The organism is Paraburkholderia sp. GAS448 (assembly GCF_050435685.1).
Classification (GTDB): domain Bacteria; phylum Pseudomonadota; class Gammaproteobacteria; order Burkholderiales; family Burkholderiaceae; genus Paraburkholderia.
In genome coordinates, this window is the sequence record NZ_JBNDKT010000045.1 from 30,225 (window position 1) to 55,717 (window position 25,493).

At 61.3% G+C, this 25,493-nt stretch carries 24 protein-coding genes and 1 pseudogene; 11 read left to right on the top strand and 14 right to left on the bottom strand.

Annotated features, from left to right (window positions below):
* Positions 1-68: 68 nt before the first annotated feature.
* The gene (locus P3T23_RS41000; RefSeq protein ID WP_429321764.1) at positions 69-1,526 is read left to right on the top strand and encodes an NCS1 family nucleobase:cation symporter-1; all 1,458 of its coding nucleotides are present in this window, start codon (positions 69-71) and stop codon (positions 1,524-1,526) included.
* Between the two features lie 35 nt (positions 1,527-1,561).
* Positions 1,562-2,899 (top strand): MFS transporter, encoded by a 1,338-nt coding sequence (locus P3T23_RS41005; RefSeq protein ID WP_429321765.1) that lies wholly within the window; start codon positions 1,562-1,564, stop codon positions 2,897-2,899.
* 175 nt (positions 2,900-3,074) lie between these two features.
* Here the strand turns inward: P3T23_RS41005 and P3T23_RS41010 are convergent, their stop codons facing one another.
* From P3T23_RS41010 to P3T23_RS41020, 3 genes are read right to left on the bottom strand one after another with little or no spacing between them, the layout of a single operon-like run.
* The gene (locus P3T23_RS41010; RefSeq protein WP_429321766.1) at positions 3,075-3,965 is read right to left on the bottom strand and encodes a LytR/AlgR family response regulator transcription factor; all 891 of its coding nucleotides are present in this window, start codon (positions 3,963-3,965) and stop codon (positions 3,075-3,077) included.
* A complete protein-coding gene (locus P3T23_RS41015) occupies positions 3,962-5,101 on the bottom strand; it encodes a sensor histidine kinase (RefSeq protein ID WP_429321767.1) in 1,140 nt (379 codons plus the stop codon). Before P3T23_RS41015 ends, P3T23_RS41010 begins: the two co-directional genes overlap by 4 nt.
* The gene (locus P3T23_RS41020) at positions 5,089-5,466 is read right to left on the bottom strand and encodes a DUF2306 domain-containing protein (protein ID WP_429321768.1); all 378 of its coding nucleotides are present in this window, start codon (positions 5,464-5,466) and stop codon (positions 5,089-5,091) included. Before P3T23_RS41020 ends, P3T23_RS41015 begins: the two co-directional genes overlap by 13 nt.
* A gap of 265 nt (positions 5,467-5,731) precedes the next feature.
* Between P3T23_RS41020 and P3T23_RS41025 the strand changes: the two genes are divergently transcribed.
* On the top strand, positions 5,732-7,171 hold the full coding sequence (locus P3T23_RS41025) for an alkaline phosphatase family protein (RefSeq protein WP_429321788.1): 1,440 nt from the start codon (positions 5,732-5,734) through the stop codon (positions 7,169-7,171).
* A 404-nt stretch (positions 7,172-7,575) separates the two neighbouring features.
* Entirely contained in the window at positions 7,576-8,922 is a 1,347-nt protein-coding gene (locus P3T23_RS41030; protein ID WP_429321769.1) for an AAA-associated domain-containing protein, read from the top strand.
* 157 nt (positions 8,923-9,079) lie between these two features.
* Here P3T23_RS41030 and P3T23_RS41035 read toward each other — a convergent pair whose 3' ends face one another.
* Complete coding sequence (locus P3T23_RS41035; RefSeq protein WP_429321770.1) at positions 9,080-9,685, bottom strand: ParB-like protein; 606 nt, start codon at positions 9,683-9,685, stop codon at positions 9,080-9,082.
* A gap of 559 nt (positions 9,686-10,244) precedes the next feature.
* On the opposite strand from P3T23_RS41035, the gene P3T23_RS41040 reads away from it, so the two are divergent.
* Positions 10,245-11,444, top strand: coding sequence for an NAD(P)/FAD-dependent oxidoreductase (locus tag P3T23_RS41040; RefSeq protein ID WP_429321771.1), 1,200 nt, complete (start codon positions 10,245-10,247; stop codon positions 11,442-11,444).
* A 209-nt stretch (positions 11,445-11,653) separates the two neighbouring features.
* Here the strand turns inward: P3T23_RS41040 and P3T23_RS41045 are convergent, their stop codons facing one another.
* Positions 11,654-11,854, bottom strand: a complete 201-nt coding sequence (locus tag P3T23_RS41045; protein ID WP_429321772.1) for a hypothetical protein — start codon at positions 11,852-11,854, stop codon at positions 11,654-11,656.
* A gap of 87 nt (positions 11,855-11,941) precedes the next feature.
* A pseudogene (locus P3T23_RS41050) lies at positions 11,942-12,356 on the bottom strand (peptidase); the annotation flags it as partial.
* 895 nt (positions 12,357-13,251) lie between these two features.
* Here P3T23_RS41050 and P3T23_RS41055 point away from each other — a divergent pair.
* From P3T23_RS41055 to P3T23_RS41065, 3 genes are all read left to right on the top strand, one after another.
* A complete protein-coding gene (locus P3T23_RS41055) occupies positions 13,252-13,581 on the top strand; it encodes a GntR family transcriptional regulator (RefSeq protein WP_429321773.1) in 330 nt (109 codons plus the stop codon).
* A gap of 38 nt (positions 13,582-13,619) precedes the next feature.
* A complete protein-coding gene (locus P3T23_RS41060; protein ID WP_429321774.1) occupies positions 13,620-14,030 on the top strand; it encodes a hypothetical protein in 411 nt (136 codons plus the stop codon).
* A 271-nt stretch (positions 14,031-14,301) separates the two neighbouring features.
* On the top strand, positions 14,302-15,945 hold the full coding sequence (locus tag P3T23_RS41065; RefSeq protein WP_429321775.1) for an alkaline phosphatase family protein: 1,644 nt from the start codon (positions 14,302-14,304) through the stop codon (positions 15,943-15,945).
* A gap of 144 nt (positions 15,946-16,089) precedes the next feature.
* On the opposite strand, the gene P3T23_RS41070 is transcribed toward P3T23_RS41065, so the two are convergent.
* The 3 genes from P3T23_RS41070 to P3T23_RS41080 all read right to left on the bottom strand — a co-directional run bounded on the left by P3T23_RS41070 (position 16,090) and on the right by P3T23_RS41080 (position 17,182).
* Positions 16,090-16,539: a hypothetical protein gene (locus P3T23_RS41070; protein WP_429321776.1), complete on the bottom strand. Its 450-nt coding sequence runs from the start codon at positions 16,537-16,539 to the stop codon at positions 16,090-16,092.
* Between the two features lie 158 nt (positions 16,540-16,697).
* Positions 16,698-16,895: a hypothetical protein gene (locus P3T23_RS41075; RefSeq protein WP_429321777.1), complete on the bottom strand. Its 198-nt coding sequence runs from the start codon at positions 16,893-16,895 to the stop codon at positions 16,698-16,700.
* 38 nt (positions 16,896-16,933) lie between these two features.
* The gene (locus P3T23_RS41080; protein ID WP_429321778.1) at positions 16,934-17,182 is read right to left on the bottom strand and encodes a hypothetical protein; all 249 of its coding nucleotides are present in this window, start codon (positions 17,180-17,182) and stop codon (positions 16,934-16,936) included.
* 428 nt (positions 17,183-17,610) lie between these two features.
* Between P3T23_RS41080 and P3T23_RS41085 the strand changes: the two genes are divergently transcribed.
* A complete protein-coding gene (locus tag P3T23_RS41085) occupies positions 17,611-18,264 on the top strand; it encodes a TetR/AcrR family transcriptional regulator (RefSeq protein ID WP_429321779.1) in 654 nt (217 codons plus the stop codon).
* A gap of 29 nt (positions 18,265-18,293) precedes the next feature.
* On the opposite strand, the gene P3T23_RS41090 is transcribed toward P3T23_RS41085, so the two are convergent.
* Positions 18,294-19,247, bottom strand: coding sequence for a LysR family transcriptional regulator (locus P3T23_RS41090; protein ID WP_429321780.1), 954 nt, complete (start codon positions 19,245-19,247; stop codon positions 18,294-18,296).
* A gap of 43 nt (positions 19,248-19,290) precedes the next feature.
* Between P3T23_RS41090 and P3T23_RS41095 the strand changes: the two genes are divergently transcribed.
* On the top strand, positions 19,291-20,187 hold the full coding sequence (locus tag P3T23_RS41095; RefSeq protein WP_429321781.1) for an MBL fold metallo-hydrolase: 897 nt from the start codon (positions 19,291-19,293) through the stop codon (positions 20,185-20,187).
* A gap of 110 nt (positions 20,188-20,297) precedes the next feature.
* Positions 20,298-21,086 carry an alpha/beta fold hydrolase gene (locus tag P3T23_RS41100; RefSeq protein WP_429321782.1) on the top strand — a complete coding sequence of 263 codons (789 nt, stop codon included), beginning with the start codon at positions 20,298-20,300 and terminating at the stop codon, positions 21,084-21,086.
* A 159-nt stretch (positions 21,087-21,245) separates the two neighbouring features.
* On the opposite strand, the gene katG is transcribed toward P3T23_RS41100, so the two are convergent.
* From katG to P3T23_RS41120, 4 genes are all read right to left on the bottom strand, one after another.
* Positions 21,246-23,507 carry a catalase/peroxidase HPI gene (katG, locus tag P3T23_RS41105; RefSeq protein ID WP_429321783.1) on the bottom strand — a complete coding sequence of 754 codons (2,262 nt, stop codon included), beginning with the start codon at positions 23,505-23,507 and terminating at the stop codon, positions 21,246-21,248.
* Positions 23,508-23,956: 449 nt separating this feature from the next.
* Positions 23,957-24,166: a hypothetical protein gene (locus P3T23_RS41110; RefSeq protein ID WP_429321784.1), complete on the bottom strand. Its 210-nt coding sequence runs from the start codon at positions 24,164-24,166 to the stop codon at positions 23,957-23,959.
* 827 nt (positions 24,167-24,993) lie between these two features.
* Positions 24,994-25,239 (bottom strand): hypothetical protein, encoded by a 246-nt coding sequence (locus tag P3T23_RS41115; protein WP_429321785.1) that lies wholly within the window; start codon positions 25,237-25,239, stop codon positions 24,994-24,996.
* Positions 25,236-25,493: hypothetical protein (locus P3T23_RS41120; RefSeq protein ID WP_429321786.1), on the bottom strand; the 258-nt coding region annotated here is incomplete at its 5' end. The genes P3T23_RS41120 and P3T23_RS41115, both read right to left, overlap by 4 nt.

Below are 25,493 nucleotides of genomic sequence, written 5' to 3' on the forward strand. Positions count from 1 at the left end.
CGTGACACCCCCGTTGCCGCCACACTGCCGCGCCGTCACACCGGACACGAACTCAAAGGAGATGACAGATGGAAATCCGCAATCCTTCCCCCGGTCTCTACAACGCAGATCTCGCGCCCGCCAGGGTGCGCAACTGGGGTGCCTTTAGCATTTTCAACGTCTGGACCTCGGACGTGCACAGCCTCTGGGGCTACTACCTCGCCGCCAGCCTGTTCCTGCTGTGCGGCAGCTTCATCAACTTTGTGCTGGCGATCGGGCTCGGCTCGCTGGTGATCTTCGCGCTGATGAATCTGATCGGCTACGCCGGCGAGAAGACCGGTGTGCCTTACCCGGTGCTGGCGCGCGCCTCTTTCGGCGTGTGGGGCGCCAACCTGGCGGCGCTGGTGCGCGCCGTGGTGGCCTGCTTCTGGTACGGCGCGCAGACGGCAGCGGCTTCGAGCGCGATAGTCGCGCTGTTGATCCGCAGCCCCAGCCTGATGGAGTTCCACAAGGGCACGCACTTCCTCGGCCACCCGGCGCTGGAGGTGATCTGCTACTTCGTCGTCTGGGCGCTGCAGCTGCTCATCATCCAGAAGGGCATGGAAACGGTGCGCAAATTCCAGGACCTGGCCGGTCCGGCGGTGTGGGTCGCGATGCTGATCCTGGCGATCGGCCTGTGCGTCAAGGCCGGCGGCTTCTCGTTCGACCATGGCATTCCGATGAACGTGCTGCTCGAGAAGACCAGGGACGCCGGCGTCAGCGGCGAGCCCGGCTCGTTCTGGGCGCTGATGGCAGTGGGCGCGACCTGGATCACCTACTTCGCAGCGCTGTACCTGAACTTTTGCGACTTCTCGCGCTACGCGAAGAACCGCGACGCCGTCAGGAAAGGCAATCTGTGGGGCCTGCCGGTCAACCTGATTGCGTTCTCGCTGGTCGCCGGCGTCACCACCATCGCCGCCTTCAAGGTGTACGGCGAAGTGCTGCTGCACCCCGAGCAGATCTCAGCCAGGTTCGACAGCTGGCTACTGGCGCTCATCGCGGCGCTGACCTTCGCAGTCGCCACGCTGGGCATCAACGTGGTGGCCAATTTCGTCTCGGCGGCGTTCGACATCTCCAACACGTTCCCCAGACGGATCAGCTTCAGGAAGGGCGGTTTCATCGCCGCAGCCATCGCGCTGGTGCTCTACCCGTTTGCGCCGTGGGAAGGCAACGCCGCGCAATTCGTCAATGCCATCGGCGCCACGATGGGCCCCCTGCTGGGGATCATCCTGGTGGACTACTATCTGGTGGCCAAGGGCAACATCAACGTCGCGGCGCTCTACCAGGAGCACGGCGAGTACCGCTACGAAGGCGGCTGGAACGTCAACGCGCTGGCCGCGGTGGCGGTCGGCAGCGTGTTTTCGACCTTCCTGCCCAACTTCACCAACCTGCTGCCGGCCTGGTGGAATACATATGGCTGGTTCTTCGGCGTGGTGATCGGCGGCGGCATGTACCTGATCATGGCGACGCTGCGGCCGCGTACCGCGATCGCCCCGACCCGCGCTTAAGGGTCTTGTTGGCGCGATGCTCATGGACTTCCGACATGACCCTACCCAGTCCAGCCCAGGAGGTGTCGGTCGAACCACCCGACCCTCGCCTGTCGACGCTCAGTCACATACAGATCGCGTCGCTGTGGTTTGCGCTCTTTGCCCAATGGATGACGGTCGTTCCGGTGCTCGTGCCGGCACAGGTTGCCGAAATGCTCGGACGCGATGCCGCGGTAAAGGAAGGCGTGGCCGGCTCCGTCATCGCGGCTGGCGCATTCATTGCGATGCTCGTGGCCCCGCTGGCCGGCGCGCTGTCGGATCGCTGCTCTGCAAAACATGGGCGTCGGCGACCGTTTCTCGTCGCCGGTGTGTTCGGCACCTCGGTCGCACTGGTATGGCTTGCATCGTTCAACGGTGCAGGGAGCGTGTGGTTGTACACGCTCGCGTTCCTGCATCTTCAATTCTGGTGGAACTGGGCGGCGGGCCCCTACGCCGGGCTGGTGCCCGATGTCGTACCGAAACAGGAAGCTAGCCGCGCGAGCGCGTGGCTCAACGTGATGACCGTGCTCGGCACCATCACTGGCAACGTGGTGCTCGTCGCGCTGTATTCTCCGCGTCGCGTATATCCCGCGGTCGCCACGTTCATCGCGATCATGTTGCTCTGCCTTTGGCTGACGATTCGCGGCTCACGCGAGCCGACGCCGGCCGGATCCCGCGAGCGGTTCGAACTCTTCGCGTTCATCCGCTCGTTCTATCTTGATCCGCGCGTGCACCGGAACTTCTATTGGGTGCTGGTAACCCGCCTGTTCGGGAACATGGGAATCTGGTCGATCTTCACCTTCATGTTGTACTACCTGCAGGACGTAATAGGCATTCGTCATCCGACCACTCTCCTGAATGCGCTGCTTGGCGTCGGCGTGGTGCTGGCGATCCCCGCAAGCCTGCTGGGCGCACGGCTCGCCGACCGCCACGGCGTCGTTCCCGTCGTCCGCCTGACCAGCTGGATCATGGCCGGGACTGCGATCGGCTTTGTCCTGCTGGCGCTGCGGCCGCACGTCTTGCTGGTGATCCCGGTCGCACTGGTTTTCTGCGCCGCTTATGGCACCTATCAGGCCGTCGACTGGGCACTTGCGCTGCAGGTTCTGCCAGACGACGCGTCCGCCGGCAAGGACATGGGCATCTGGCACGTGTCGATGGTGCTGCCGCAGATCCTCGGTCCTGCCGCGACTGGGTGGATGCTTTCATGGGTGAAGGGGTTTGCCGGTGCCGGCCCCGCCTACGTTGCCGCGTTCGCCGTCGCTGCGGTATGGTTCGTGCTGGCGGCGTGGCTCGTCTCGCGCGTCAGGATCGCTTCATTGCGACACGTATCCACTGGACTCGTCGGACGAACATGATGCGGCGCACGCCTCGCCCATTGCGCTCTCATGCCTCAGGGTTTGCCGTATGCAATTTGAACAGCGAGCTTCGAATGGACTGCTAAAGATCCCAGCGCCAACTGGAACAGCCGTGGCGTCGATAGACGGAACCGCCATGTACGCACTCAACACGTCACCGTCAATGCTTGCCGCTTCACATCTGCCGGAACAGATGCGCGTATTGTTTGCTAACCGCAACCGCGCCACTGTGGCCGCGCAGCTTGAGTGACATTGTCCCCAGTGCGCTGACGGATGCGCTTTCCACCTGGTCGACATTCACCACAGTGCTTCGGTGCACCTGCCAGAAGCGCGCCGGGTCTAGTTGCGCGCACAGTTCCTTGAGGCTCGTGCGAATCAGCAGTTCGCCTGTGCGCGTCGTGACGACGACATACTTGTCGGCAGCCTCGAAGTACAACACCTCTTCCACCGGCACGATCCTGATGTCACGTCCGCTGGATGCGCGCAGATAGCGTAGCGGCTCATTGCGTCCAGTGTCCTGCGTGCGGTTACCCAGCTGGACGCCGCGCGTGATCTGCTCCAGCTGACCGACCAGGCGTTGCAGATCCGCCTGCACCTGCGCGCCGGGCGCCCCATCCGTTGGCGCACGGGCAAGCTGTACGCGTAACCGGTCGACCGTGCGCGCGAGCCGCGCGGCATCGACAGGCTTCAGAAGATAGTCGATGGCAGCGGCGTCAAACGCGTCCAACGCGTACTCGTCGTATGCGGTCACGAACACGATCTGCGGCGGCGCCGCGAGATTCGCGCACGCGCGCGCAACATCGAGACCGGTCGCGCCCGGCATCGAGATGTCGAGGAACGCAACGTCCGGTTGCAATGCGCCGATTCGTTCGATGGCAGCGTGGCCGTTGCCGACCGCCGCGACGATCTGCAACTCAGGCCACGCCGCCGCCAACTCCCGCTCAAGCGCGGCAGCAATCGGCGGTTCGTCCTCGGCGATCAGCGCAGTGGGAGCACGAGACGCCTCCGGCAAACGGGTCTTGCCCTCGTCATGCTGTGCCGCAGTGCGTGGCTGTCGGATCTTCATGCGCTCTCAACCCCCTCCAGTCGATGAGCATCGTCCGCCGGAAGCAGGACTCTCGCAACAATTCCGTGCGGCGCGTTCTCTATGAGGGTCAGCGAAGCGCGCTCGCCATAGAGCGCGGCAAGCCGGTCCCGCACGTTTGCGAGTCCGATGCCCGTGCCCTGCGTACCCGGCGTCGCACCGAAGCCTGGACCCGTGTCGGTGACGGTGAGTTCGACGTGCTGTTCGCCGCGCGTTGCCCTCACATCGATCCGTCCGCCTGCCAGCGCGGCCTGGATACCGTGCTTCAGTGCGTTTTCGACGAGCGGTTGCAGCAGCATCGGCGGCACCGCCAGCTTTGTACAATCGGCCGGAAGATCGAGTGAATACGCGAGCCTCGGGCCCAGGCGCATCGCATGCACGGCAAGCATCGAGTCCAGCACCGCAAACTGAACCGACAGGGTCTCGCTTTCGGTTCTCGACGCTTCCAGTGTTGCCCGCAAAAACCGATTGAGGCTCCCGAGCAGTTCGCGTGCGCGTGGCGGATCGGACACGATCAAGCTATCGAGGGTCGCCAGCGTGTTGAAGAGAAAGTGCGGCTCAATCTGTGCCTGCAACGCCTGTAGACGGGCGCGCAGCGCGGTTTTTTCGGCGGTTTCCTGCAGCCACGCAGTGCGGGCCACCTGCTCGCTCAGACCGGCTATCCGGGCGCGCGACCAGCCATACCAGGTCACCAGCAGCGTCGCGACCAGCGCGATCCAGCCAGTCATGGCAATTTCTTTGGTGGCGAACGTCTTGCCGATGTCGAGGCCAAGCAGCGCGCTCGCGACGATCCGCCCGATTGCGGCGCCTGCGATGATGGCGACGACCATCACTATGGCGAGCCTGGGCGCAGTGAGCGCGTTCCTGCGCTGAAGACTATAGCGGCCGACGTGGAGCAGCAGCATGATCGATAGCCCGATCGCCTCGCTGAAGACAAGGTTTTCTCCGAGGCCTTTGCCGATGCCGACCGCGGTAAGGCCAGCCGCAATCAATGCGTTGCCGATGACGACGAGCACGGCCTCGCGGGCAAACTCGGTCAGCAGCTGTTTCGCCGGGACAGGGAGTCCGGCGGACGCATCGGGAAATTTGACGTTGCTGCCAGGAATCATGCGATCCATCCCGTCACGATGATATTCAGCACGCGGTGCGGCGTAGCCACTGCGGCGATACCGGCCAGGACGAGCCCGATGAACGATCCGCGCATGGCAAGCTGGTGACCGCGAACGTTGCCTTGCCGGATAGCCCAGATCGCTCGCCCGACGCTTACGAACGTCAGCAACGACAGCCCGTGCACCCAGGAAAAATGCCCCGGATTCAGTTCCCGGATGTCGAACGAACTGAGCGTAGTGGCGAACATCGCCGCCGCCCAGAGACGGCCGAGCCACTTGTGGCGCGGGGTTCCCTTTTCGGTCAGAAGCACGGCCGCTCCCAGTATGACAGAAAGGGTTGCAGCGGCTATATGCACGGCGATAGCGGTAGACATGCTGGCCCCCTGGCAGGATGAGCGGACTCGATGGCTGCAGTCTGTGCGGGGGCCGAATTGTTTTCGAGGGGCATGCGACGAACCGTGCGAATTGTGTCGCGAGAGGTGTTTGCAGTGGCGCGAGCGGATGAGTCGGGGGTGGCCACGGTCGGGGCATAGGAAGGAACACATCGAGTGGCCTTTTGCTGGCCGGACCTTCGCGTGCATACTTCTTCGTCCAGGCGCAGTCTGCGCGGAAAACGAGGTTCCCCCTGGGAGGCAGGTTATGGCGAATCAACTCGGAAAGATTGATCACATCGTCGTGCTCATGCTGGAGAACAGATCATTCGACCAGATGCTCGGTTTTCTCTACAGCGACAGCAATAACCGCTCGCTGTCGGATGACCCATTTGACGGACTGACGGGGAAGGAATCGAATCCCGATGAACTCGGCCGGGAAGTTTCTGTGTACAAGATTCAGAAGAGCGACCAGCACGTCTATCTGATGCCGGGCGCCGATCCCGGCGAGGGATTCCAGAACACGAATTACCAGCTCTACTCGACCGACGACCCGGCTCCGAACGCAGTTCCGGACAACAAGGGCTTCGTTCTCAACTTCAAATCGGCAATCGCTACAGATCTCGCGAAGCACTACCGGGACACTTTGCCCGGCACGGCAGCGCCGCAGATTATGGGCATGTACACCCCCGAGTTGCTTCCAGTTCTGTCAGCGCTTGCCCGGGGCTATGCGGTTTCCGACGCGTGGTTCGCGTCGGTTCCGACGATGACGATGCCGAATCGCGCGTTTGCGCTCGCCGCTACATCGCAGGGTCATCTGGACGATCACGTCAAGATCTTCACCTGCCCCAGCATTTTTGGGCGGCTCTCGGATAAGGGGCTTGATTGGGCGATCTATGGATATAACCGTGATCCTCTTACTCGCCACGATTTTCCAGACACGCAACACGCCGACGAAAGCCATTTCGGCCATTTTCGGGACTTCAAGGAGCGAGCTGCCGCTGGGGAGCTACCGCCCTTCACGTTCCTGGAACCGAGTTGGGACGCAGCCGGGAACAGTCAGCACCCGAACTACGACGTCGTGGCCGGCGAGCAACTCATCCACGAGGCCTACTACGCGCTGCGCAACGGTGCGAAATGTTCGTCGACCCTATTCATCATTACGTACGACGAGCACGGCGGAAACTACGACCACGTGCCGCCGCCGACCGACGCGGCACCGCCCAACGATGGGACGATCGGGGAGTACGGGTTTGACTTTAGCCGCTTCGGGGTGCGAGTGCCGGCGGTACTCGTTTCGCCATGGATCAAGGAAGGAACGGTCTTTCACCCCCCGGGTCGGGTAGATCACACCTCGGTGCTCCAGACGATACACCAACGGTGGAAAACTGATCCGCTGACCGATCGCGACAAAAACGCGGCTTCGCTTGCCGACGTGTTGACGCTCAAGGTAGCGCGCAAAGATGACCCACTGGAGGGCGTCGCGGTTCCGGTATCGTCAGCGCATCACCCGAACTCCTCGACGCCGTCCAGGCTCGACAAGATCCACGCAGCTCGCGTTGCAGCGCTGCCCATCAGGAATGAGAAGGGGCATTATGAAGAGGCTTCGCCCGATCTGTCATCGACCGCCGAAGTGAGCAATTTCATCCGCGATCGCACTGCCGCGTGGAAAGAACATTTGCGCCGGCAACGCGATCGGCGGAAGTAAGCGGTGAAGGGTCATCGCAATGGATTGATCTTCCATCACCGATCCCGATCGGATGACCGCGCAACATGCGACCGCATCCCGATGACGCGCGTCATCTGTTCGTCATCCATGACGAACATGCTGAGCGTTGGGCAAGTATTCAGGAGGCAAACATGAATGATTTTCAGGCGCAGGCTGCCGTAGCCCAACCAGGTACAGGTTATCGATCTACCTGGCGTAAAACCTGGTGAGTTGACGCTGCCCGGCCCGCCTGCATCACCGGCGCGATCACCGCGTCGGGCGGTGCGTCGAATGCAGGCGTCGCTGTGATGTCGCTGTTCGTGACCCTGTTCAACCGCCTGTTGTGGCGCCCGATGTACGCCTATGCCGAAGCGAAGCTCCGGCTCAATCAAGAGTGACACGCGATGCAAAATCCTGACGCCGCCCTAACCGCCGTGCCGATCCAGACGCTGTCGATGCCGCCGCGCCCCGGTGACGAAATTCTGCACGTCGAGGACGTGAGCCGTGGCTTCAGCAAGACACAGGGCGAACTGCTCGTCCTCGACGATGTGAACCTCACACTGTGCGAGGGCGAGATCGTCGGTATGCTGGGCCGTTCAGGGTCGGGCAAGTCGACGCTCCTGCGCATCATCGCCGGGCTGATCGAGCCGACGGGCGGCGAAGTCACCTATATGGGCAAACCGCTCAACGGCCCCGCTGAAGGCGTCGCGATGGTCTTTCAGACCTTCGCGCTGTTCCCGTGGCTGACGGTGCTGCAGAACGTGGAAGCGGGCCTCGAGGCGCTGGGTGTAGGTGCGAGCGAGCGCCGCAAACGCGCGCTGGCGGCGATCGACCTGATCGGTCTCGACGGCTTCGAAAACGCCTATCCGCGCGAACTGTCGGGTGGCATGCGCCAGCGCGTGGGCTTCGCGCGTGCGCTGGTGGTCGATCCGACGCTGCTGCTGATGGACGAGCCGTTCTCCGCGCTCGACGTGCTGACCGCCGAAAACCTGCGTACCGACCTGCTCGACCTGTGGACCCAGGGCCGCATGCCGATCAAGTCGGTGCTGATCGTCACGCACAACATCGAGGAAGCGGTGTTCATGTGCGACCGGATTCTCGTGCTGTCGTCGAATCCGGGGCGCGTGATTGCCGAAATCAAGGTGCCGTTCAAGCATCCCCGTAACCGGCTGGACCCGGCGTTCCGCGCCCTGGTCGACGACATCTATGCGAAGATGACCGCCCGCCAGACCGACGAAGCGACGAGGCTGGGGCTTGAACTGGGCAGCCGGTTACCGCCCGTGTCGACCAACCTGCTGGCCGGTCTGATCGAAACGCTGGCCGCTGCGCCGTATCACGGCCGCGCTGACATGCCGGAAATCGCCCGTTCGCTGCAGCTCGAGGTGGACGATCTGTTCCCCATCGCCGAAGTGCTGCAGTATCTCGGCTTTGCGGACGTACGTGAAGGCGACATCTTCCTGACGCTACAGGCACGCACCTTCGCGGAATTCGACACGCAGGAACGCAAGATGATGTTTGCCGAGCATCTGCTGCGGCACGTGCCGCTCGCCGCGCGGATCAGGAAGGTGTTGAACGAGCGCCCCGGTCATCGCGCGCCGCGCGTGCGTTTCGAGCAGGAACTGGAAGATTTTCTGTCGGACAACGCGGCGCAACAGACGCTCGACGCCGTCATCAACTGGGGCCGTTACGGCGAGATCTTCTCATATAACGACAAAACGGAAATCTTCAGTCTCGAGGACGTGGAGTCCTGATCCCGAGGTTCCGGCTCATGGCGCAGCACTCCGGTAAGTCGGGCGATGAAAGGTAGTCGTACGTTTTTCCATGTGGCGTCGTTTCACCGCGCCCACCCAGAATTCGTCTGCCTGCTGGGCAAATGTGCGTGCTCTCCGCTCCTACGTCGCTAACACTTCAACTTGACGGCGCCGCCTTGAAACCTGGCAGACCCTTGGCCAGTTCGCCGGTTGCGAGGGCGACGGCGCTCTGGACTGCCGCGTGGAAGTCGGCTTTCAGATCCTCAACGGCTATGGAGCGACGGAAGAAATCAGCCCACACAAATTCGGCGAAAGCGGTAGGCGTTTTAAGGTAACCGCCGGCATCACGTACATATCCGGCCAGGGAACGATAGGGGTCGTCGACCAACTTTTCCAGGTGATACGGGATGGCCGGGTAATAGTGACGCACCCCGTGCTCGTCGAGGGGGTGAACCCACAGGTTCCTGTCCATCTCCTTCCAGAAATCTTCCAGGCCGTAATTAGACAGATCGGCCTCCACCAGGAAGAACCCACTAGCGACGCCGGCCTCCAGCGCGGCTCGCCCGAGGTGGTGATGATCGGTTATGTAGAGTTTCCCGGCCGGCCCAACCACCGCAGGTATAGGATGGGCTTGCATAAACGCCTGTTGCTCTTTTTGCGTTAGCGAGACCAGGTGTTTCTTTTTGTCCAGGACTTCAATCATCCCCACCGTGAGCTGCGTTGGGTGCAATTCATGGATCAAGGACTCGCGGATCTTCGGCATCTTAAGCTCCGTCAATTGTTGAATTCGGATGAGCGAAGGCTTCTTTTCGCGCCCCCCAGCGAAATCGTGCAGAGGCTCCAAGGCCGCCCGACAGAGCCGGCAAGTGCCATGCGCGCTCGCCAGGCTTGACCGCTTCGACCAGTTCTCCCTCTGCTGTCTATCGTATGCCAGAAGGGACGCGGCCGAAACCAGCGCGCTGTTCGAACTGATCGCGAACGGTGTGAAAGGCGTAGTCTTCTCAATGGGTGTTACGAGAAGGACCGGGCAATAGGCGCGGTGCTGTCACGTTACAGTATTCGCGATGAAGTAGCGTAGAAGACGCGCAGGTGCTCAGACCGCGGATACTGACGTCCTTCATGCGTGCCTCAACGGCAGGTCATCGGTGCGGATTCAACCGGTGGATGCAACACGGGATGAATCCGCAATGTCCAACCGTCATTCGTGAGTTGGGTGCCGTTCCCAGTCCGCTCCTGAGGCATATCATGGTTGTAACGCCCCCCAACCGACAGGTCGACTGGCGTGCCCAACAGGAGAAGCAGCGATGGCCAAATCTGCGGATGTGATCGTGATCGGCTCCGGTGGACTTGGAGCGGCTACCGCCTGGTACCTGGCTAAACGGGGCACCCACCGCATCGCGCTTCTCGAGCGGCACGAAATCGGCTCACAGACTTCTCCGCGAGCGGCTGGCATGGTCAGTTGCTTGCGCAAGAATGACTTGATGATCGACTTGATCACGTTGGCGGCAGGCAAGATCAGGCGATTCTCTGCGGACACCGGCCAGCCTCTGGATTGGGTGCAGTCGGGTAGCCTCAAGGTTGCGCGCCGCCCGGAAGACGCCGAGGTCATTCAGGAAGACATCCTGCGCGGCCGGCGCCACGGCCTGGACGTGGAGGAGCTTTCCCTGGACGCGGCCCACCGGCTCAACCCGTTTCTTGAAACGAAGGGAGTAGCGGCGGTCATGCGCATCGGCGATGACATGTATTTCAATCCCGCCCAGCTAGCCGTCGGCTTCGCTCTTGCGGCGCAGGCGCACGGTGTAGAGGTACTGCCGAAGACTCCGGTCACGCGCGTCCTGATCGAAGATGGCGAGGTCACGGGTGTCGACACCACGCGCGGTCGCAAGCATGCCCCGGTTGTCGTCGATGCCGCCGGCGCCTGGACACGACAGGTGGCCGAAGCCAGCGGAATTCGTGTTCCTCTTGTCACGACAGCGCAGCAATTGTTCGTCACCGAGCCGGTGCCCGACGCCCGGGCAGACTTGCCGATGATCCGGATCATGGACGCTGCCGTCTATATGCGGCCCTGTGATGGTGGTTTTCTGTGGGGGGTCTACGAGGACAACCCGTCGTTCTTCGACATGAATGACTTCGACACCAACTTCGACATCAAGGATCTGTCGCTTGATGCCGGGTTGCTCTGGCGCTACGGTCGAGACGTCGAGGCTCAGCTCCCCGTCCTTCTCAAGGCAGCGGTGCGTGAGCATCGCGGTGGGCTGCCAACGATGACTGCCGACGGGCAGCACATTGTCGGGCCAGCGTCGGCAATTCGTGGCTTCTACTTTGCGAGCGGCTGCAACGTCGCGGGCCTGTCCATTGCCCCGGCACTGGGCGAAGCGCTTGCCGCGTGGATCATCGACGGCGCGCCTCCAATTGACCTGAGCCCTCTTTCGATAAGCAGGTTTGGCACCGGGCCATGGCCAGGCGATGAGTTGAAGAAGCAGGCAGCGTGGCAGTACCGTCATTTCTACGGCGCGAGATAACCCCGTCATCGACGCATTCGAGAAACAATCGAAGCGCCTTCACCAGCATCATGTGAGTGAGGTGCTGAAGGACTGAAAATCCGCCCGGCTGCGGCTCCCGTAGCGCCTCAATGATCTGTTGAATTTTTCGCACGCGATCGCGCGCGCGAACAACCCGGACGCGGTCAGCGTGAATTCGTCCGGTTCGTCTTCCCAAGGCTTCGAAGCGTTCACGCCTGTTCCCTCGGTTCTTCTGCGATCGGCGGCATGCCAAGCGCAAAGCCGCAAACAAACGCATGATCAATCAGCAAGCCTCGCAACTCGGCGCGCTCGACCGTCACGAAGTGCGATGCATCCTCGTCAACCTGAGCGCGCAGCCGCATGCCGCGATCTTTCATTTTAAAGATGGCTTCACGCGTTTTTTGGTCCATCGTCTATCCCCTTCCCGGTAAAATTTGTGCAGAGTTTCATCTTTCAGATCGGGGCGAAAGAAGCGGGTAATAAGGCCATCCCCGCCTTCTGCCCGTTATGCGCGCGTCCGTTTTGACGATCTGGTCTTTGACCCGGATCGCTTCGTCACCTGGAATCGCGAACGACAGCCCCTGAAACCCACCGGTGCGCGAGCAGGTCATCGAATTGATGCCGATCACTTCGCGTTTCAGGTTGAAGAGCGGTCCGCCCGGGTTGTCGGGATTGACGGGGACGTCGGTCTCAATGAGCAATGTGTAACCGCGTGGACGGCGTGCGCGATTTGACGCTGACAATGCCGATCTTCACGGTCCGCAGATTGCTGGCGTCGATCTAAAGCACGGGTACATCGAACGTTTTGTCTGTGCCGATGATCCGCGCGTGGAAGTCGCGCCTGCCGGTCAGTTTCACGGTGACGATATCGGTTCCGTCGACGATCTGATTGTCAGTCAGCTCGACACCGTCCTCGGTGAGGATGAAGCCGGAGCCGAGGCTCTCGCCTGCGCGATTGTCCCCGCTGTCGCCATCCGGGTTGCCGGTGTGCTTCGCGCTGATATGCACGACCCGAGGTCCATGGGTGGCCAGGAAGTCTCGCGTACCGGCACGCACGCCACTTACTGGCTTCTGCAGGAACAGGAGCCGTCGACGTGGTGTCGTGAGATGCCGTTTGCGATGCGTCGGCGCCGCGGCGACCCGCCGCGTAACCACCAACGAGAGCAGGCGCGACGCCGGTGATTGCTACCCCGCGCAAATTAATTCTGGTGCTCATGATCTGGTGCTGCTCGTACCGCGTGCTTTGAGGAGCCGTAAGGTACTAGTCGCTACTTAAAGGAATATTAAGATCCGGCATATCACCTTGAACTCAGGCAACATCCGATCCCGGCTCTTCGTCTGGGCGAATCGCTTCCGCGATCCGAAAAACAGGTCTCCTCATGTTACTCATTGGACCCCGCAACGGATGCGCGTGCAACTATCTCCTCTACGGAGCAACAACGTTTAGCGGATGGGGCGGCGGAATGTATGACATTGGTAAGCCATATGCCGTAAAGCGGTAACATGCCAGTGATCCAATTCACTCCGTTTTGACGCGGCAATCCTGCGCAACGCTATGGCGCGAGGCGCGTTCTTTCACAACGGTGTTGACCGCAACCTCAAACAGGTCATGGACGTCTCCTCAAAGGTTCAATCGTTGGCGCGGATGAGACAGAAACTGGTCCCGTCGCGCCCGTAAAGAGCCTTTCCTTCGACACACGAGTAGCGGATGCGAATTCAGCTCGTCTCGCGCTACACCCGACAAATCTGACGCTCTTCCGGTTAAATCCTTCGGCCTTTTCGACTGTGGGCTTCCAATGAGGTAACAATGAATACTCTGCAAACGGCGGCGACGCGTCAGTCGTCGATATCGCGCGCGACGACCGCCGAATGGCGTGTGGACTTCGCCAGAATTCGCGGCCGGGTCTACCTCTCGATCGCAGCACAGATAGAGGAAGCGATCCGCTCGGGTGTCTTCTCGCCGGGCGACAGGCTCCCCTCGCAGCGCGCGCTGGCCAACGATCTAGGCTTCCACGTGAACACAATCAACGCGGCGTTCAAGGAAGCCGCACGCCGTGGCCTCGTTCAGGGATGCACCCGCCGTGGTACCGTCGTCTTGTCACGCTCGCCCACGCAGGTGAACCAACCCGGACATTGAACATCTGCAATTTTGCAATCGTTTGTACGTTGGACAGCATGAACACCCTGCAAATCCGCCTTCTGTCACTCGCGCTCTTCGCCATGTTGTGCGCGACGCTGACCTGTTTGATCGTCACGCTGACCGCGCACTCCGCGCCCTTGCCCGTCGCCACCGTGCGCGCACCCGATTCGGCCGACGGGGCCGCGACTCTATTCGGTGGCCAGATCACGCACAACGCGAATCAGGACGTGCACGTGTTCGGCATCCTCGCACTGCAACGGGGCGCCGCGGCAATCGTGAGCATCAGCGGCGATTCGCCCAGGACGGTGTCGCTCGGCGCGCCGCTCACGCAGGGCGCGACGCTCGCCGACGTGCGCCCACGCTCCATCGTGATCGATCGCAACGGCGCGCGTTCCGAAGTGTTCCTGCCCGCCGATGGGGGCACCCCCACGATCTACGTGCGCTGAACCCCGATTCCCGATGCTGGTCCGGCCTCGCTGCTTTGTGGGGATGGCTCCCCGCGCCACGATGAAATCTTGCGCCTGGGTCATCACTCAGTGCGCTGCGCCTCCGGCTTCGTCTAACCGTCCTTGTCGCGACAAAACCTTCGCGCGCTGGCTTCGCTAGCGCGCGGCCGATGTCTAAATGAAAGCCAGGCGTCATCACGGTTTCGCAATCTGGATCCATATTCGTTGACTCAGCGCAAGCCCATCCCAACGCAGCACAACGAGGTGAAAAATGGAGAAGACAGGCAAGTGGTCCCGGTTAAGCGTAGCAGTCGGTGCCGCTGTAATGGCGCTGGCTGGCGCGCACTCGACCGCGCAAGCTCATGAGATGCAGGACGCAAAGCGCGTGCTCCTGATCAGCATCGACGGTTTGCATGAACAGGATGTCGCGCGTTGCATCGGCGCGAATACTTGCCCCAATCTGGCGGTACTGGCTAAATCAGGCGTGACCTACACGAATGCGCACACGCCTGGCCTGTCGGATTCGTTCCCGGGCCTTGCTGCACTGGTGACCGGAGGCTCCCCGAAGAGCGTGGGGCTGTTCTATGACGTGTCGTACGACCGCACCCTCTATGCTCCGACGGATCCGACCTGCTCCGGCAAGCAGGGCTGGAACGTCGTGTTCGATGAGACGACCGGGATCGATGGAGAGAACGGTGGCCCGCTGATTCACCTCGACGGCGGCGGCGCCTTCAATCCGCAGGCCATTCCGCATGCGCTGATCAATGGCGTCTGCACACCGGTTTATCCGCACAACTACATAAAGACCAATACGGTCTTCGAGGTCATCAAGGACCATATCCACGGTGCGCGTACCGCCTGGGCGGACAAGCACGCCTGGGGTTATGACTGGGTGAACGGGCCGTCTGGTCACGGCGTTGACGATCTGGCGCGGACCGAGATCAACTCGATCGACCCGGCTACGAACACGTACTACCTCGACACCTATACGCACACCGAGAAGTTCGATAACTATCACGTGCAGGCGATCATCAACCAGATCGACGGCAAGGACTCGACTGGCACGACTGGCGCGCCCGTGCCGACGGTGTTCGGCTTCAACTTCCAGACCTTGAGCGTGGCCCAGAAGGCGACGGTGGCAACGGGAGGGGGCTATCTCGACGCGAGTTTCACGCCTGGCCCACAGGTTGCAGGCGCGATTAGCTACGCCGACAATGCACTGGGCCGCATCGTCGCGGAATTGAAGCAGCGCAACCTGTACTCCACGACGGTCATCATCGTGACGGCCAAGCACGGCCAGTCGCCGACCGATCACACAAAGCTCGTCAAGAACGGCGATACGCTGACGAAACTGCTCGAAGCCAACAACTACCTGGATCCGAACGGCAAGTTTGGCCAGAACAGCACGACGTCGGGCAATCTGAACGACGGCACGGGTCTGGTTGACACGGGCATGGTGCAAACCGACGACGTCGGGCTCATCTGGTTGCGTGACCCGAGCCAGACAGACGCAGCGGTTGCGACGCTCAAGGCAAACCTCGGCTGCAATGCGCCCGGTATCTGCGCGGACGGTCCGCAGGCGTATATCCTGCACGGAGATACCCTCGCAGACCGCTTTGGCGATCCGGCCCGTGGCCGTACCCCGAACATCATCGTGCAGCCGAACCCTGGCGTGATCTACACGTCCAGCACGGCGAAGGACGAGGAGCACGGCGGCAATGCACCTGACGACAGCCATCTGGGTCTCGTCGTGTCGTATGCGGGAATCCGCCACGGTCGAACCGTCGACAGGCCGGTTCTGACCACGCAGGTCGCACCGACGATCCTTCGCGTACTGGACCTCGATCCGGATCTGCTGCATTCGGTAGCGGTTGAAGGCACGCGGTCTCTGCCGGAGCTTGGCATCGACCGGTAAGCGTTTGGCGGGCGCGGCAGCCATCGGGTCACCGATGGTTGCCTGCTCGATGGACAGGGAGACTGGACGTTCATGTGCGACCTGAAATTCAAAAGAGCCCCATTTGTCGATCGCATTGCATACATGACAGCACCGCTGAGTGCATCACGGTCCGCTGCAGAAAATGGCCGTTAGCAAGAGGGGCACTACTTGATGAATGACAGCGCGGCTGCCGGCCTGGCGCGCGTGCGCTTCTACTGACTCGGCGGCGCCGATTACTACCGCACCATAGGCTGGGTCCGCAATAGGCTGACCATCTCCGCGTTTGAACAGTGCATCTCCGTGTTCATACCCGAGGACGGCGTATACGCGAAATCCAAATGCCGTCAAGTTGCTGCCGTGCGCCAGTCGAAAAGCATTGACTGAGTTCGCTTCGACGCGCATCGGTTTCGGATCGATATACCGATCCTTTAGCAGCGGGGCGATAAACGCATGTGCGTTCGATCTACAGTCGAGTTGCGGATCGAGCGCATAGCCGTAGGACGAGATCGGCAGCAGACCGGTGGCGGCCGCAGTAAGCACCGTTACCCAGGCATAGATTACAGAAACCTTCATCGGTCTCTCCGCTTGATCGAGCTGGTTCCCCAGTGTGAGCAAACACGATCTGGCACCAGCATGTCCTGTACCCGTTCCGATTTCATGGCCAGAGGCCAGATGAACATTCCGGGTCCGGGTGAGGGTCTCCCTATCAGTAATGCTCCGGCGCCATTTCTTCACGATGAAGACTCCTCGCACAGGTCGCCCCGAGGCCCATCGGACCCGTCAACATTAGCCAATGCCGATTCCAATGCCTGAACAAAACGCTGAAATGCATCGAAGGTTCCATGGACGCTTCGGTACTCGGTGCGACCGATTCTGCCGTCAAGTACGACCAGCATTCCCGCATCCCCCGCCATTTTCAGGATGTTCATAGCGTTCTCCCCAGATCGCCCGACTATCGACCCATCGCTCACGCCGCAAGCTGGTAGACGCGCATTGCCGGCGTGCTCGTCTTTGCCGGGAACACGTTCCACGAACCGTCGTCGTGCCGGAAAAAGACGATGGTCAACCCTCCGTCCGCCCGCACCGCGCCGATGCGCACGTAGCGCCTTCGATCCGTTCGTGTGCGACTGAACTCCATCACGCGTATCGTCACCACCGCAGAAGAGCCAAACCACTTGCCGACCAGCGTTCGCAAGCACTTCTCGCCGGAACCCATTTCGCTCTCCTCTGACTGCCGCGCGACCATCATGCCCCGCCACTTCGTGGCTGGAACATCGCCACGTCTTGTCGGTTGCCCTACCCACAAATATAGGTTAGATAACCTATATGTCAACCCGGAAATTTGGGTAATCCGGGTAAACGATGTCGGCCGTTAGAGCCTTGTTTCTTCGGATGTTTGCGGTGCCGGCGTCTAGGAAAAACAGGTTATTCAACCTATACTTAGGTACGGTTCGATAACCTATTACGTTGCGCAATTCCGGAAGCCGCCATAGCACCCTCGCAGCCGTAAAACGCGATGTCAGGAGGTGCAGAACTGCAACGTTGATTGTTGTCCCACAGGGCAAGCGCGACCCCAAGGTCCACTGCCGGACGCTAACTTTGCGCTGAACAGCGAGACCGTCAGCGCCTCAGGACGGAGTGCACGTGAAAAAGCTGACCCTCACTTCCGCAGCGATATTTGATCCGCAAGCCCCAGCATCTGTGAGACGGCGCGGCAATCGGGAGAGCCGGGTGCCCGAGATCGTCGATGTTTCAATTAACGTGCTAATTGCGGCGGGTTACGCCGGGTACACGATCAACCGCGTGGCCAACGATGCGGGCATTCGTCTGAGCACATTGCAGCACTATTTTTCGACTCGCGAAGCACTGTTGCGCGCCACGCTCGAGGAAATCGCAAGACGGTACTTCGAGCGCTTTCGAGGGTTTGTCGAAAACAGAAACCGATCCCCGCAGGCACGGCTCGAAGCAATCATCGACGACGCTTTCGCCGAGTTTGTCAGACCTGGATTGCCCGCGGGAATCCTCGAAAGTTGGGGATTGGCGCTGCATGAGTCCTTCGCGCGCGATGTCGTCGTAGAGGTACAGAAACGGTTCACGGCGCTCTTTGCAAAGCTCGTCGGCGAAATCAATCCAGCCCTATCGATGGAAGAACGCGAATTGCGAGGCGCATTGATCGTGTCGAGTTGCCAGGGCCTGGTTATTTTCCTTCGCTGGAGTGAAGACGACGCCTCGCAACTGCGTGCCTTCCGCAAGGCTGTCAAGGTCGTATGGAGCGGTCTCGGCAAGGCTGACGAATGAGGACGCGCGGCGGCGGAGTTTCGTCGCGGTCAAGCGCGTGGCGGAACTGCTGTTGCCTTGCCAACGGGAAGGCAGCTTACCCCGGGAATCCTTGCCAGTTCCTGCTTGAGTTCAGCACACCACGTCTGCAGGCGATACGTCTGTGTCTTGACCGGAAACACCGCATGCACTGGCCACTCGGGCAGCCGCCAGTCGGCGAGCAACTGGACGAGTCGCCCATCGCGGATGTCGGCATCAACGGCGTAACGATGAATCAACCCGACACCTGCACCTGCCAGTAGCGCCTCGCGGTGCCCAACGATCTGGTCGATCCTGAGGCGTGGCGCAACCCTGACCTTCTGTTTGCGGCCTCGACGTTCGAGGCAAACGTCGTCGCCGTCCAGCAGTCCCGCGAATGCAACCCACGGCAACGACTGCAAGTCAGCCGGCCGTGCAACCGGTCGATTCAGACACCGAGGATGACTGACCAGAACCTCTTCCAGCGCGGCCAGCGGTCTTGCGAACAGGGACGAATCGGCCAGTTGGCCAATGCGGACGGCAACGTCGATTCCTTCGCTGACCAGATCGCTCTGGCTGTCGGACAGACAAAGCTCCAGGATCGCCTTCGGATGCCGTTCGACGAACCGACCGCAAAACGGCGCGATCACGAAGGCACCAAATCCTGACGGAGCGGCAATGCGGATACGCCCTTCAACCTGCGCGTTATCGCCCGTCAGTCGTTCTCGCAGAATGTCGTCCGATTGCACGATGAGCCGCGCCTGCTCGTAGACCATCCTTCCGGAATCGGTCACGCGCAACGTTCGGGTGGTTCTAATGACGAGCGTGGTGCCATAGGCCGCCTCCAGGTCCTGCAGCTGTCGGGACACTGTCGGCTGCGTCGTGCCGAGGTCCCTTGCCGCCGCCGACAGGCTGCCGCGCTCGACGATCCGCAAAAACGTTCTCAACTGTGACAGGGATGCATCCTTCGTCATGGTCCCACCCATGTAGTTTCCGTATGAATTATATGCGGTCTATGCGCCTTCTCACATGCTGGTCAGTGATCGACAATGCGACGGCGTTCTCTTACAACCCGCTCAAGGAATGGTCATGTCCAATGTTCACGTGTTCAGATCTGCCGAATCTGCATTTTTCGTCAACTCATTCATCATCGAGACTGGGATCGGCCTCGTGCTCGTTGACACGCAGTTCCTGACTTCTTCCGCGCGGCAGTTATGCGCCGCGATCCGGGCTCACGGCAAGCCGCTTCTCGCGGTCTTCATCACCCACCCGCATCCCGATCACTTCAACGGCATGGCTGAGATTGCGCATGAGTGGCCGGGGCTACCGATCTACGCAACCCAGGCAACGATCGATGTCATCCGCGCAACGCAAGCCGGGAAGCGCACCGCATGGACTCCGGTATACGGCGACGACTACCCTCAGGACACCGTGCTGCCCAATACTGTGGTTGTACCTGGTCAGCCCATCTTTGTGGACGGCCTTGAGTTGCGCGTAGACGATCTCGGCGAGGGAGAGTCCGCCGACATCACCGTTATCCATCTGCCGCAGAGCGATCAGCTGATCGCCTCCGATCTGCTGTATCACCGCGTCCACCCCTGGCTCGCTGAGGGTCGGACAAAGCAGTGGCTAAGCCAGCTTGAAATCGTACGTGAGCGCTATTCGACTGCGACCAGCATATTCGCGGGACACGGCGAAGCCGCCGGGCTGGACGCCCTGGCGCAGCAGACGGAGTACCTCAATCTGTTTCGCGACTGGGTGCGCGGCGGAATCGCCGACCTCACGCACCCTACGCCGGACGAAAAGAGCCTGGTGGCTGGAAAAGTACTTCAGCGATACCCGAACTATCCGCTTCAAATGCTCGTTGAAATGAACATAGATGGCGTTGCAAAAGAGCTCGCTACTGAGTTCGGATCGGCGCGCTGACCCGGCTATTGGGGCGACGTCGTGACCGATGCTGTGCCGCGCATCAGCCGGCCGGATCGGCGGATCCGTCACTCCGCCATCTGACCCACTTCTTAACGAGGATCGATATCATGAATATCCTGCTCAAAAAATGCCTGGCCGCCGCGGTGATGTTCGGCAGCCTGCTCTCAATCAGCGCGCTGACGCCTGCCAGCGCTGCCCGGTCCGACGATCTCAAAGGCAAGAACGTCGTTCTGGTGCACGGCGCATTCGCCGATGCATCAAGCTGGAATAAGGTGATTCCGCTGCTGCAGGCAAAAGGCCTGCACGTCGTAGCGGTGCAGAATCCGCTCAGTTCGCTCGATGGCGACGTGGCCGCCACGCGCCGCGCGATCGAGCAACAGGACGGCCCTGTGATTCTGGTCGGCAATTCGTGGGCCGGTGCCGTGATCACGCAAGCCGGCAACGACGACAAGGTCAAGGCACTCGTCTACGTCGCGGCATTCGCGCCGCGAAAAGACCAGTCGATCAACGACATCCTGAAGGGCAAACCGGCGCCGTCATGGGCGTCTGCACTGCAAAAGGACTCCGCCGGCTATCTGACGCTGTCAACCGATGCGATCATCCACGACTTCGCGCAGGATCTGCCGGTTGCGCAGGCGCGTCTGGTTGCCGCGACGCAGGGTCCGTGGTTCGCCGGCTGTGCTGACGACAAGGTGACGCAAGCCGCGTGGCAAAGCAAGCCGTCGTGGTTCGTAATGACGGAAAGGGATCGCATCATGCCGCCGGAACTGCAGGCTGCGATGGCGCAGCAGATCGGCGCGACCGTGGTGAAGGTGGATGCAGGCCACATGCCGATGCTGTCGAAGCCGACTGAAGTGGCAGCGGCCATCATCGACGCGGCGCGTGCGGCCAGGTAAACAGAGGCCAACAAGCGGCGCTTTCGAGCCGGGATGAGCCGTTCGCCGCCAATCGTTGACCCCCGCTAGCCTCAGGTCATCCCACAACAGGCGCACGCCTTTCGCACGGCGGCGCGTGGTCCCGTCAGGGTGATTATCCTGACGGGACCACGCGCCCGATCAGGCGAGATCGAACCGGTCGAGATTCATCACCTTGACCCAGGCTGCGACGAAGTCGCGGATGAATTTCTCCTGACCGTCCTCGCTTGCATAGACTTCGCCCAGAGCCCGGAGTTGGGCGTGCGAACCAAAGACCAGATCGACGCGGCTGCCGGTCCACTTCAACTCGCCGGTCTTGCGGTCACGCCCTTCGAACGCATCGCGGGCCGATGAGGTCGGCTTCCATTCCGTACTCATGTCGAGCAGGTTGCGGAAAAAGTCGTTGGTCAGCGTTCCGGGCTTCTTTGTGAAGACGCTGTGCGAACCCTGTCCGGCATGGACATCCAGCACGCGCAAGCCGCCGATGAGCACGGTCATCTCGGGTGCGGTCAGCGTCAGCAATTGCGCCTTGTCGATCAGCAAAGCCTCAGCCGGTACCTTCAATCCGGCCTTGAGATAGTTGCGGAAGCCATCGGCGACCGGTTCGAGGGCGCCAACGGATACGACATCGGTCTGTTCTTGCGAGGCGTCCATGCGGCCAGGCGTAAAGGGCACGCTCACCGGATGGCCGGCGTTTTTCGCGGCCTGCTCGATGCCGGCGCTGCCGGCCAGAACGATCAGGTCGGCCAGTGAGACCTTCTTGCCGCCTGACTGCGCACTGTTGAACTCGCTCCGGATGCCCTCAAGTGCCGTCAGGACTTTCGCCAGTTGCTCGGGCTGGTTGACCGCCCAGTCTTTCTGCGGGGCGAGGCGGATGCGCGCGCCGTTCGCGCCGCCGCGTTTGTCCGAACCGCGGAATGTGGAGGCCGATGCCCAGGCCGTCGACACCAGTTCCGAAACAGACAGCCCCGAGGCCAGAATCTTCTGCTTGAGCGCGGCGATGTCCTGCCCATTGACCAGCGGATGGTCGACCGCCGGAATCGGGTCCTGCCAGAGCAGTTCTTCCGCGGGCACTTCCGGTCCCAGGTAGCGGGCGCGCGGTCCCATGTCACGGTGAGTCAGCTTGAACCAGGCACGGGCGAAGGCGTCGGCGAGCTGGTCGGGATGCTCCAGGAAGCGCCGCGAAATCTTCTCGTAGGCTGGGTCGAAGCGCAGCGACAGGTCAGTGGTGAGCATCGTCGGCAGCAGCTTCTTCGACGGATCGTGAGCATGGGGGATAGTCGTGTCGGCACCCTTGGCGACCCACTGATTGGCGCCAGCAGGGCTCTTTGTCAATTCCCATTCGTACTTGAAGAGGTTTTCGAGAAAGCCGTTGCCCCACCTGGTCGGCGTAGTGGTCCACGTGACTTCGAGACCGCTCGTGATCGTGTCACCACCCTTGCCGGTGCCGAAGCTGTTCTTCCAACCGAGGCCCTGGTTCTCCAGATCGGCGGCCTCGGGTTCCGGACCGACGTTGTCGGCAGGACCGGCGCCGTGCGTTTTGCCAAAGGTGTGGCCACCCGCGATCAGCGCGACCGTCTCTTCGTCGTTCATCGCCATGCGCCCGAAAGTCTCGCGAATGTCGTGTGCTGCGGCGACCGGGTCCGGATTGCCGTCCGGGCCTTCCGGGTTCACATAGATCAGGCCCATCTGCACCGCGCCGAGCGGGTTCTCCAGATTTCGTCCGTTGTCGTCGCGGCTGACCTCTTCGCCGTGCTTTTCCTCGTCGGCGACGATCGCGCCGCCGTCGTCCTTATTACCTGCGGCTGCCTTGCCATAACGGACGTCACCGCCGAGCCACGTCTTTTCGTTGCCCCAGTAGACGTCATGGTCCGGTTCCCACGTGTCCTCACGACCGCCGCCAAAGCCGAAGGTCTTGAAACCCATGGTCTCGAGCGCGACGTTGCCGGTCAGGATCAACAGGTCGGCCCAGGAAATCTTCTGGCCGTACTTCTGCTTGATCGGCCACAGCAGGCGGCGCGCCTTGTCGAGGCTGACGTTGTCCGGCCAGCTGTTGAGCGGCGCGAAACGCTGCTGGCCGCGCCCGGCGCCACCGCGGCCATCGCCGATGCGGTAGGTCCCGGCACTGTGCCAGGCCATGCGGATGAAGAGCGGCCCGTAGTGGCCGAAGTCCGCCGGCCACCAGTCCTGCGATTCGGTCATCAGCGCCGCGAGATCCTGCTTCACCGCCGCCAGGTCCAGGCTCTTGAACGCCTCGGCGTAGTTGAAGCTGCTGTCCAACGGGTTGGACTTGCCGGAGTGCTGGCTGAGCAGATCGAGCCGCAGCTGCTGCGGCCACCAGTCACGGTTCGTCGTACCGCCGCCGGCAGCATGGTTGAACGGGCATTTTGCTTCGGTTGACATGTGTTGTCTCCTTGAGGGATGTACCCACTACCTGCTTTTCTACGGCGTCTGGCTCCTACGGTGCATCGCCGATCCCGCGCCAGCGCGGCCGTCTGGAAATCGCATGGTAGGCTCTTTTAGGTGTACTAGTGCCTCCACCTGACGCGCATGGTCTTTGTTCGATGACCGACGTCGTTGCGTACATTCGACGACGATGGTCCGCGTCACTAGGCTGGCGTTGACGATATGGGCGGTCGGTGGGCTCATGCCGGAATCCCATGTAACGCTCTCTTGATCAACGATAGGCTATCGGTCATGCCTACGCAAATCAAGTGATTAGATGCTCGCGATAGCAAACGTATATCGGGGTTTCGACCATTCCACGACACCCACCTTACGAGTTGCTGTTCTTGACCCATACTGACTTCCGCGTGCGCATTCGCCGATTGCGGTACAAGCCAATGTGTACTTCAACCCGCTGCCATGCCAAGACGACGGAGTAGTTCAGCACCGGCAGGAGTCAGCCGAAATCTGCCATCGTCGAGAGCCGTAGGTACGATTTCGACGAGGCTCGCTTCTTGAAGAGCGATCGCATCTGGATCACCAGGCGCGACCTGGTTTGGAGCATCGAGCAGCAAAAACAGAATGGCGATCTCATGGTGACTCAGCAGCGATCTCATCATCGACCTCGGGTACTGGGCAGAGAGCACATCGACAGCGACGAACAACGTGGGTTTCGAACGATTTAAATGTTGCGGTGAATCCAACGGGGTTCCCGTCAAAACTCTGGTGATCGGCCTGGCGGAACGCGCCTGACTACATTGATGAAGATTGGCTTGACCTTGGCAGGCCGCGATCGATACTGATATGCAATATGTTCTGGCACTTCGCTTTGCAGAAGCCTGTCACCGGTATGCAACGGCGGCGGACGTGCGTTCGGCCTGGATTCGTTCAAGCAATAGAACACGACGTCCTACCGCACAGCAGGGGTCTTGAAGTAGGGGTCGTCGATGTGCCGCTCCGGGCGGCTGGGGTCTGCTGGCAGATGGACTTGCTCTCGGGCATCGCGTCGCTCCAGTCTTCAGGCTCGCGCCGGGTCGGCGCATATCTCTCATGCACCGCGAATTTGCAGACGGACCGCCTGCTTGATCGCTGGCATGCTCTCCTGGCCTTTACCGAAGTCGCTCGCAGTTTATTCCAGCTTCGAACCCGAAAAAAATGGATGCGAATAACGCCGCCCTGGCGCCGGCCAACCCACCGCCCTCATCCGCACGGCCCGGGAAGCGGTCGTCGCCGAGTCATGCACATTGACCTGCGCACGCAGTTGGACCTTCTTCAGCGCTGCGACCGCGCTCCATGAATGCGGGGATTTCGTTTGATGCCTTTGCGAGAAAACGAACAGATACCCCTTCGATTGTCGTGCTGTGATCACCCGGCCGGATCAGGTCACCCACTGGGAACCGCCAGCGTAACCGCGGTCGGCGCCTTCGATCCGTATGGCGCTCCCCTACGCTGCAAGCTGGCCCGTCAATGCCGGCCGTGCAATCGAGGGCGGAAAGACGCACCAGCAGCCGTCAGCGTGGCGAAAGAAGAAAATCGCATGCGAACCGCTCGCGGCCAAGGCCTCGACGCGCACATAGCGTCTCCTCTCGTAACCGGTACGGCCGAATTGAACCACGCGGAGCCGCGTCGTCGGAATTGGCGCAAGCCATTTCTCTACCAGGAACCGCAGGGACTGCTCGGCGATGTTCATGTCCGCCTCCTTCCATTTCTGCCGCCGCTCACGCCGACCGGTGGTTGATAGCAGAATGCTGCGGCTGTCGATCGTGCTGCGTACACTGAGCTAACCACGCCCGCCTCCGCTTTATTCCCGAGGCTTGAATCGGGTGCTGGCGGCATGCCACGATTGCGGGCATCTGAACTGCAGGGCGCGATGAGGACGACGAGGACGAAGAAGACGACGAAGAAAAAGAAGAAGAAGCAGGCGACGAGCCTGACGGAGATTCG

What these genes read in the sequence shown, in the direction of transcription:
- P3T23_RS41000 (WP_429321764.1), top strand. Translation starts at nt 69, where the DNA reads ATGGAAATCCGCAATCCTTCCCCCGGTCTCTACAACGCAGATCTCGCG.
- P3T23_RS41005 (WP_429321765.1), top strand. Translation starts at nt 1,562, where the DNA reads ATGACCCTACCCAGTCCAGCCCAGGAGGTGTCGGTCGAACCACCCGAC.
- P3T23_RS41010 (WP_429321766.1), bottom strand. Translation starts at nt 3,965, where the DNA reads ATGAAGATCCGACAGCCACGCACTGCGGCACAGCATGACGAGGGCAAG.
- P3T23_RS41015 (WP_429321767.1), bottom strand. Translation starts at nt 5,101, where the DNA reads ATGGATCGCATGATTCCTGGCAGCAACGTCAAATTTCCCGATGCGTCC.
- P3T23_RS41020 (WP_429321768.1), bottom strand. Translation starts at nt 5,466, where the DNA reads ATGTCTACCGCTATCGCCGTGCATATAGCCGCTGCAACCCTTTCTGTC.
- P3T23_RS41025 (WP_429321788.1), top strand. Translation starts at nt 5,732, where the DNA reads ATGGCGAATCAACTCGGAAAGATTGATCACATCGTCGTGCTCATGCTG.
- P3T23_RS41030 (WP_429321769.1), top strand. Translation starts at nt 7,576, where the DNA reads ATGCAAAATCCTGACGCCGCCCTAACCGCCGTGCCGATCCAGACGCTG.
- P3T23_RS41035 (WP_429321770.1), bottom strand. Translation starts at nt 9,685, where the DNA reads ATGCCGAAGATCCGCGAGTCCTTGATCCATGAATTGCACCCAACGCAG.
- P3T23_RS41045 (WP_429321772.1), bottom strand. Translation starts at nt 11,854, where the DNA reads ATGGACCAAAAAACGCGTGAAGCCATCTTTAAAATGAAAGATCGCGGC.
- P3T23_RS41055 (WP_429321773.1), top strand. Translation starts at nt 13,252, where the DNA reads ATGAATACTCTGCAAACGGCGGCGACGCGTCAGTCGTCGATATCGCGC.
- P3T23_RS41060 (WP_429321774.1), top strand. Translation starts at nt 13,620, where the DNA reads ATGAACACCCTGCAAATCCGCCTTCTGTCACTCGCGCTCTTCGCCATG.
- P3T23_RS41065 (WP_429321775.1), top strand. Translation starts at nt 14,302, where the DNA reads ATGGAGAAGACAGGCAAGTGGTCCCGGTTAAGCGTAGCAGTCGGTGCC.
- P3T23_RS41070 (WP_429321776.1), bottom strand. Translation starts at nt 16,539, where the DNA reads ATGAAGGTTTCTGTAATCTATGCCTGGGTAACGGTGCTTACTGCGGCC.
- P3T23_RS41075 (WP_429321777.1), bottom strand. Translation starts at nt 16,895, where the DNA reads ATGAACATCCTGAAAATGGCGGGGGATGCGGGAATGCTGGTCGTACTT.
- P3T23_RS41080 (WP_429321778.1), bottom strand. Translation starts at nt 17,182, where the DNA reads ATGGGTTCCGGCGAGAAGTGCTTGCGAACGCTGGTCGGCAAGTGGTTT.
- P3T23_RS41090 (WP_429321780.1), bottom strand. Translation starts at nt 19,247, where the DNA reads ATGGGTGGGACCATGACGAAGGATGCATCCCTGTCACAGTTGAGAACG.
- P3T23_RS41095 (WP_429321781.1), top strand. Translation starts at nt 19,291, where the DNA reads ATGCTGGTCAGTGATCGACAATGCGACGGCGTTCTCTTACAACCCGCT.
- P3T23_RS41100 (WP_429321782.1), top strand. Translation starts at nt 20,298, where the DNA reads ATGAATATCCTGCTCAAAAAATGCCTGGCCGCCGCGGTGATGTTCGGC.
- katG (WP_429321783.1), bottom strand. Translation starts at nt 23,507, where the DNA reads ATGTCAACCGAAGCAAAATGCCCGTTCAACCATGCTGCCGGCGGCGGT.
- P3T23_RS41110 (WP_429321784.1), bottom strand. Translation starts at nt 24,166, where the DNA reads ATGAGATCGCTGCTGAGTCACCATGAGATCGCCATTCTGTTTTTGCTG.
- P3T23_RS41115 (WP_429321785.1), bottom strand. Translation starts at nt 25,239, where the DNA reads ATGAACATCGCCGAGCAGTCCCTGCGGTTCCTGGTAGAGAAATGGCTT.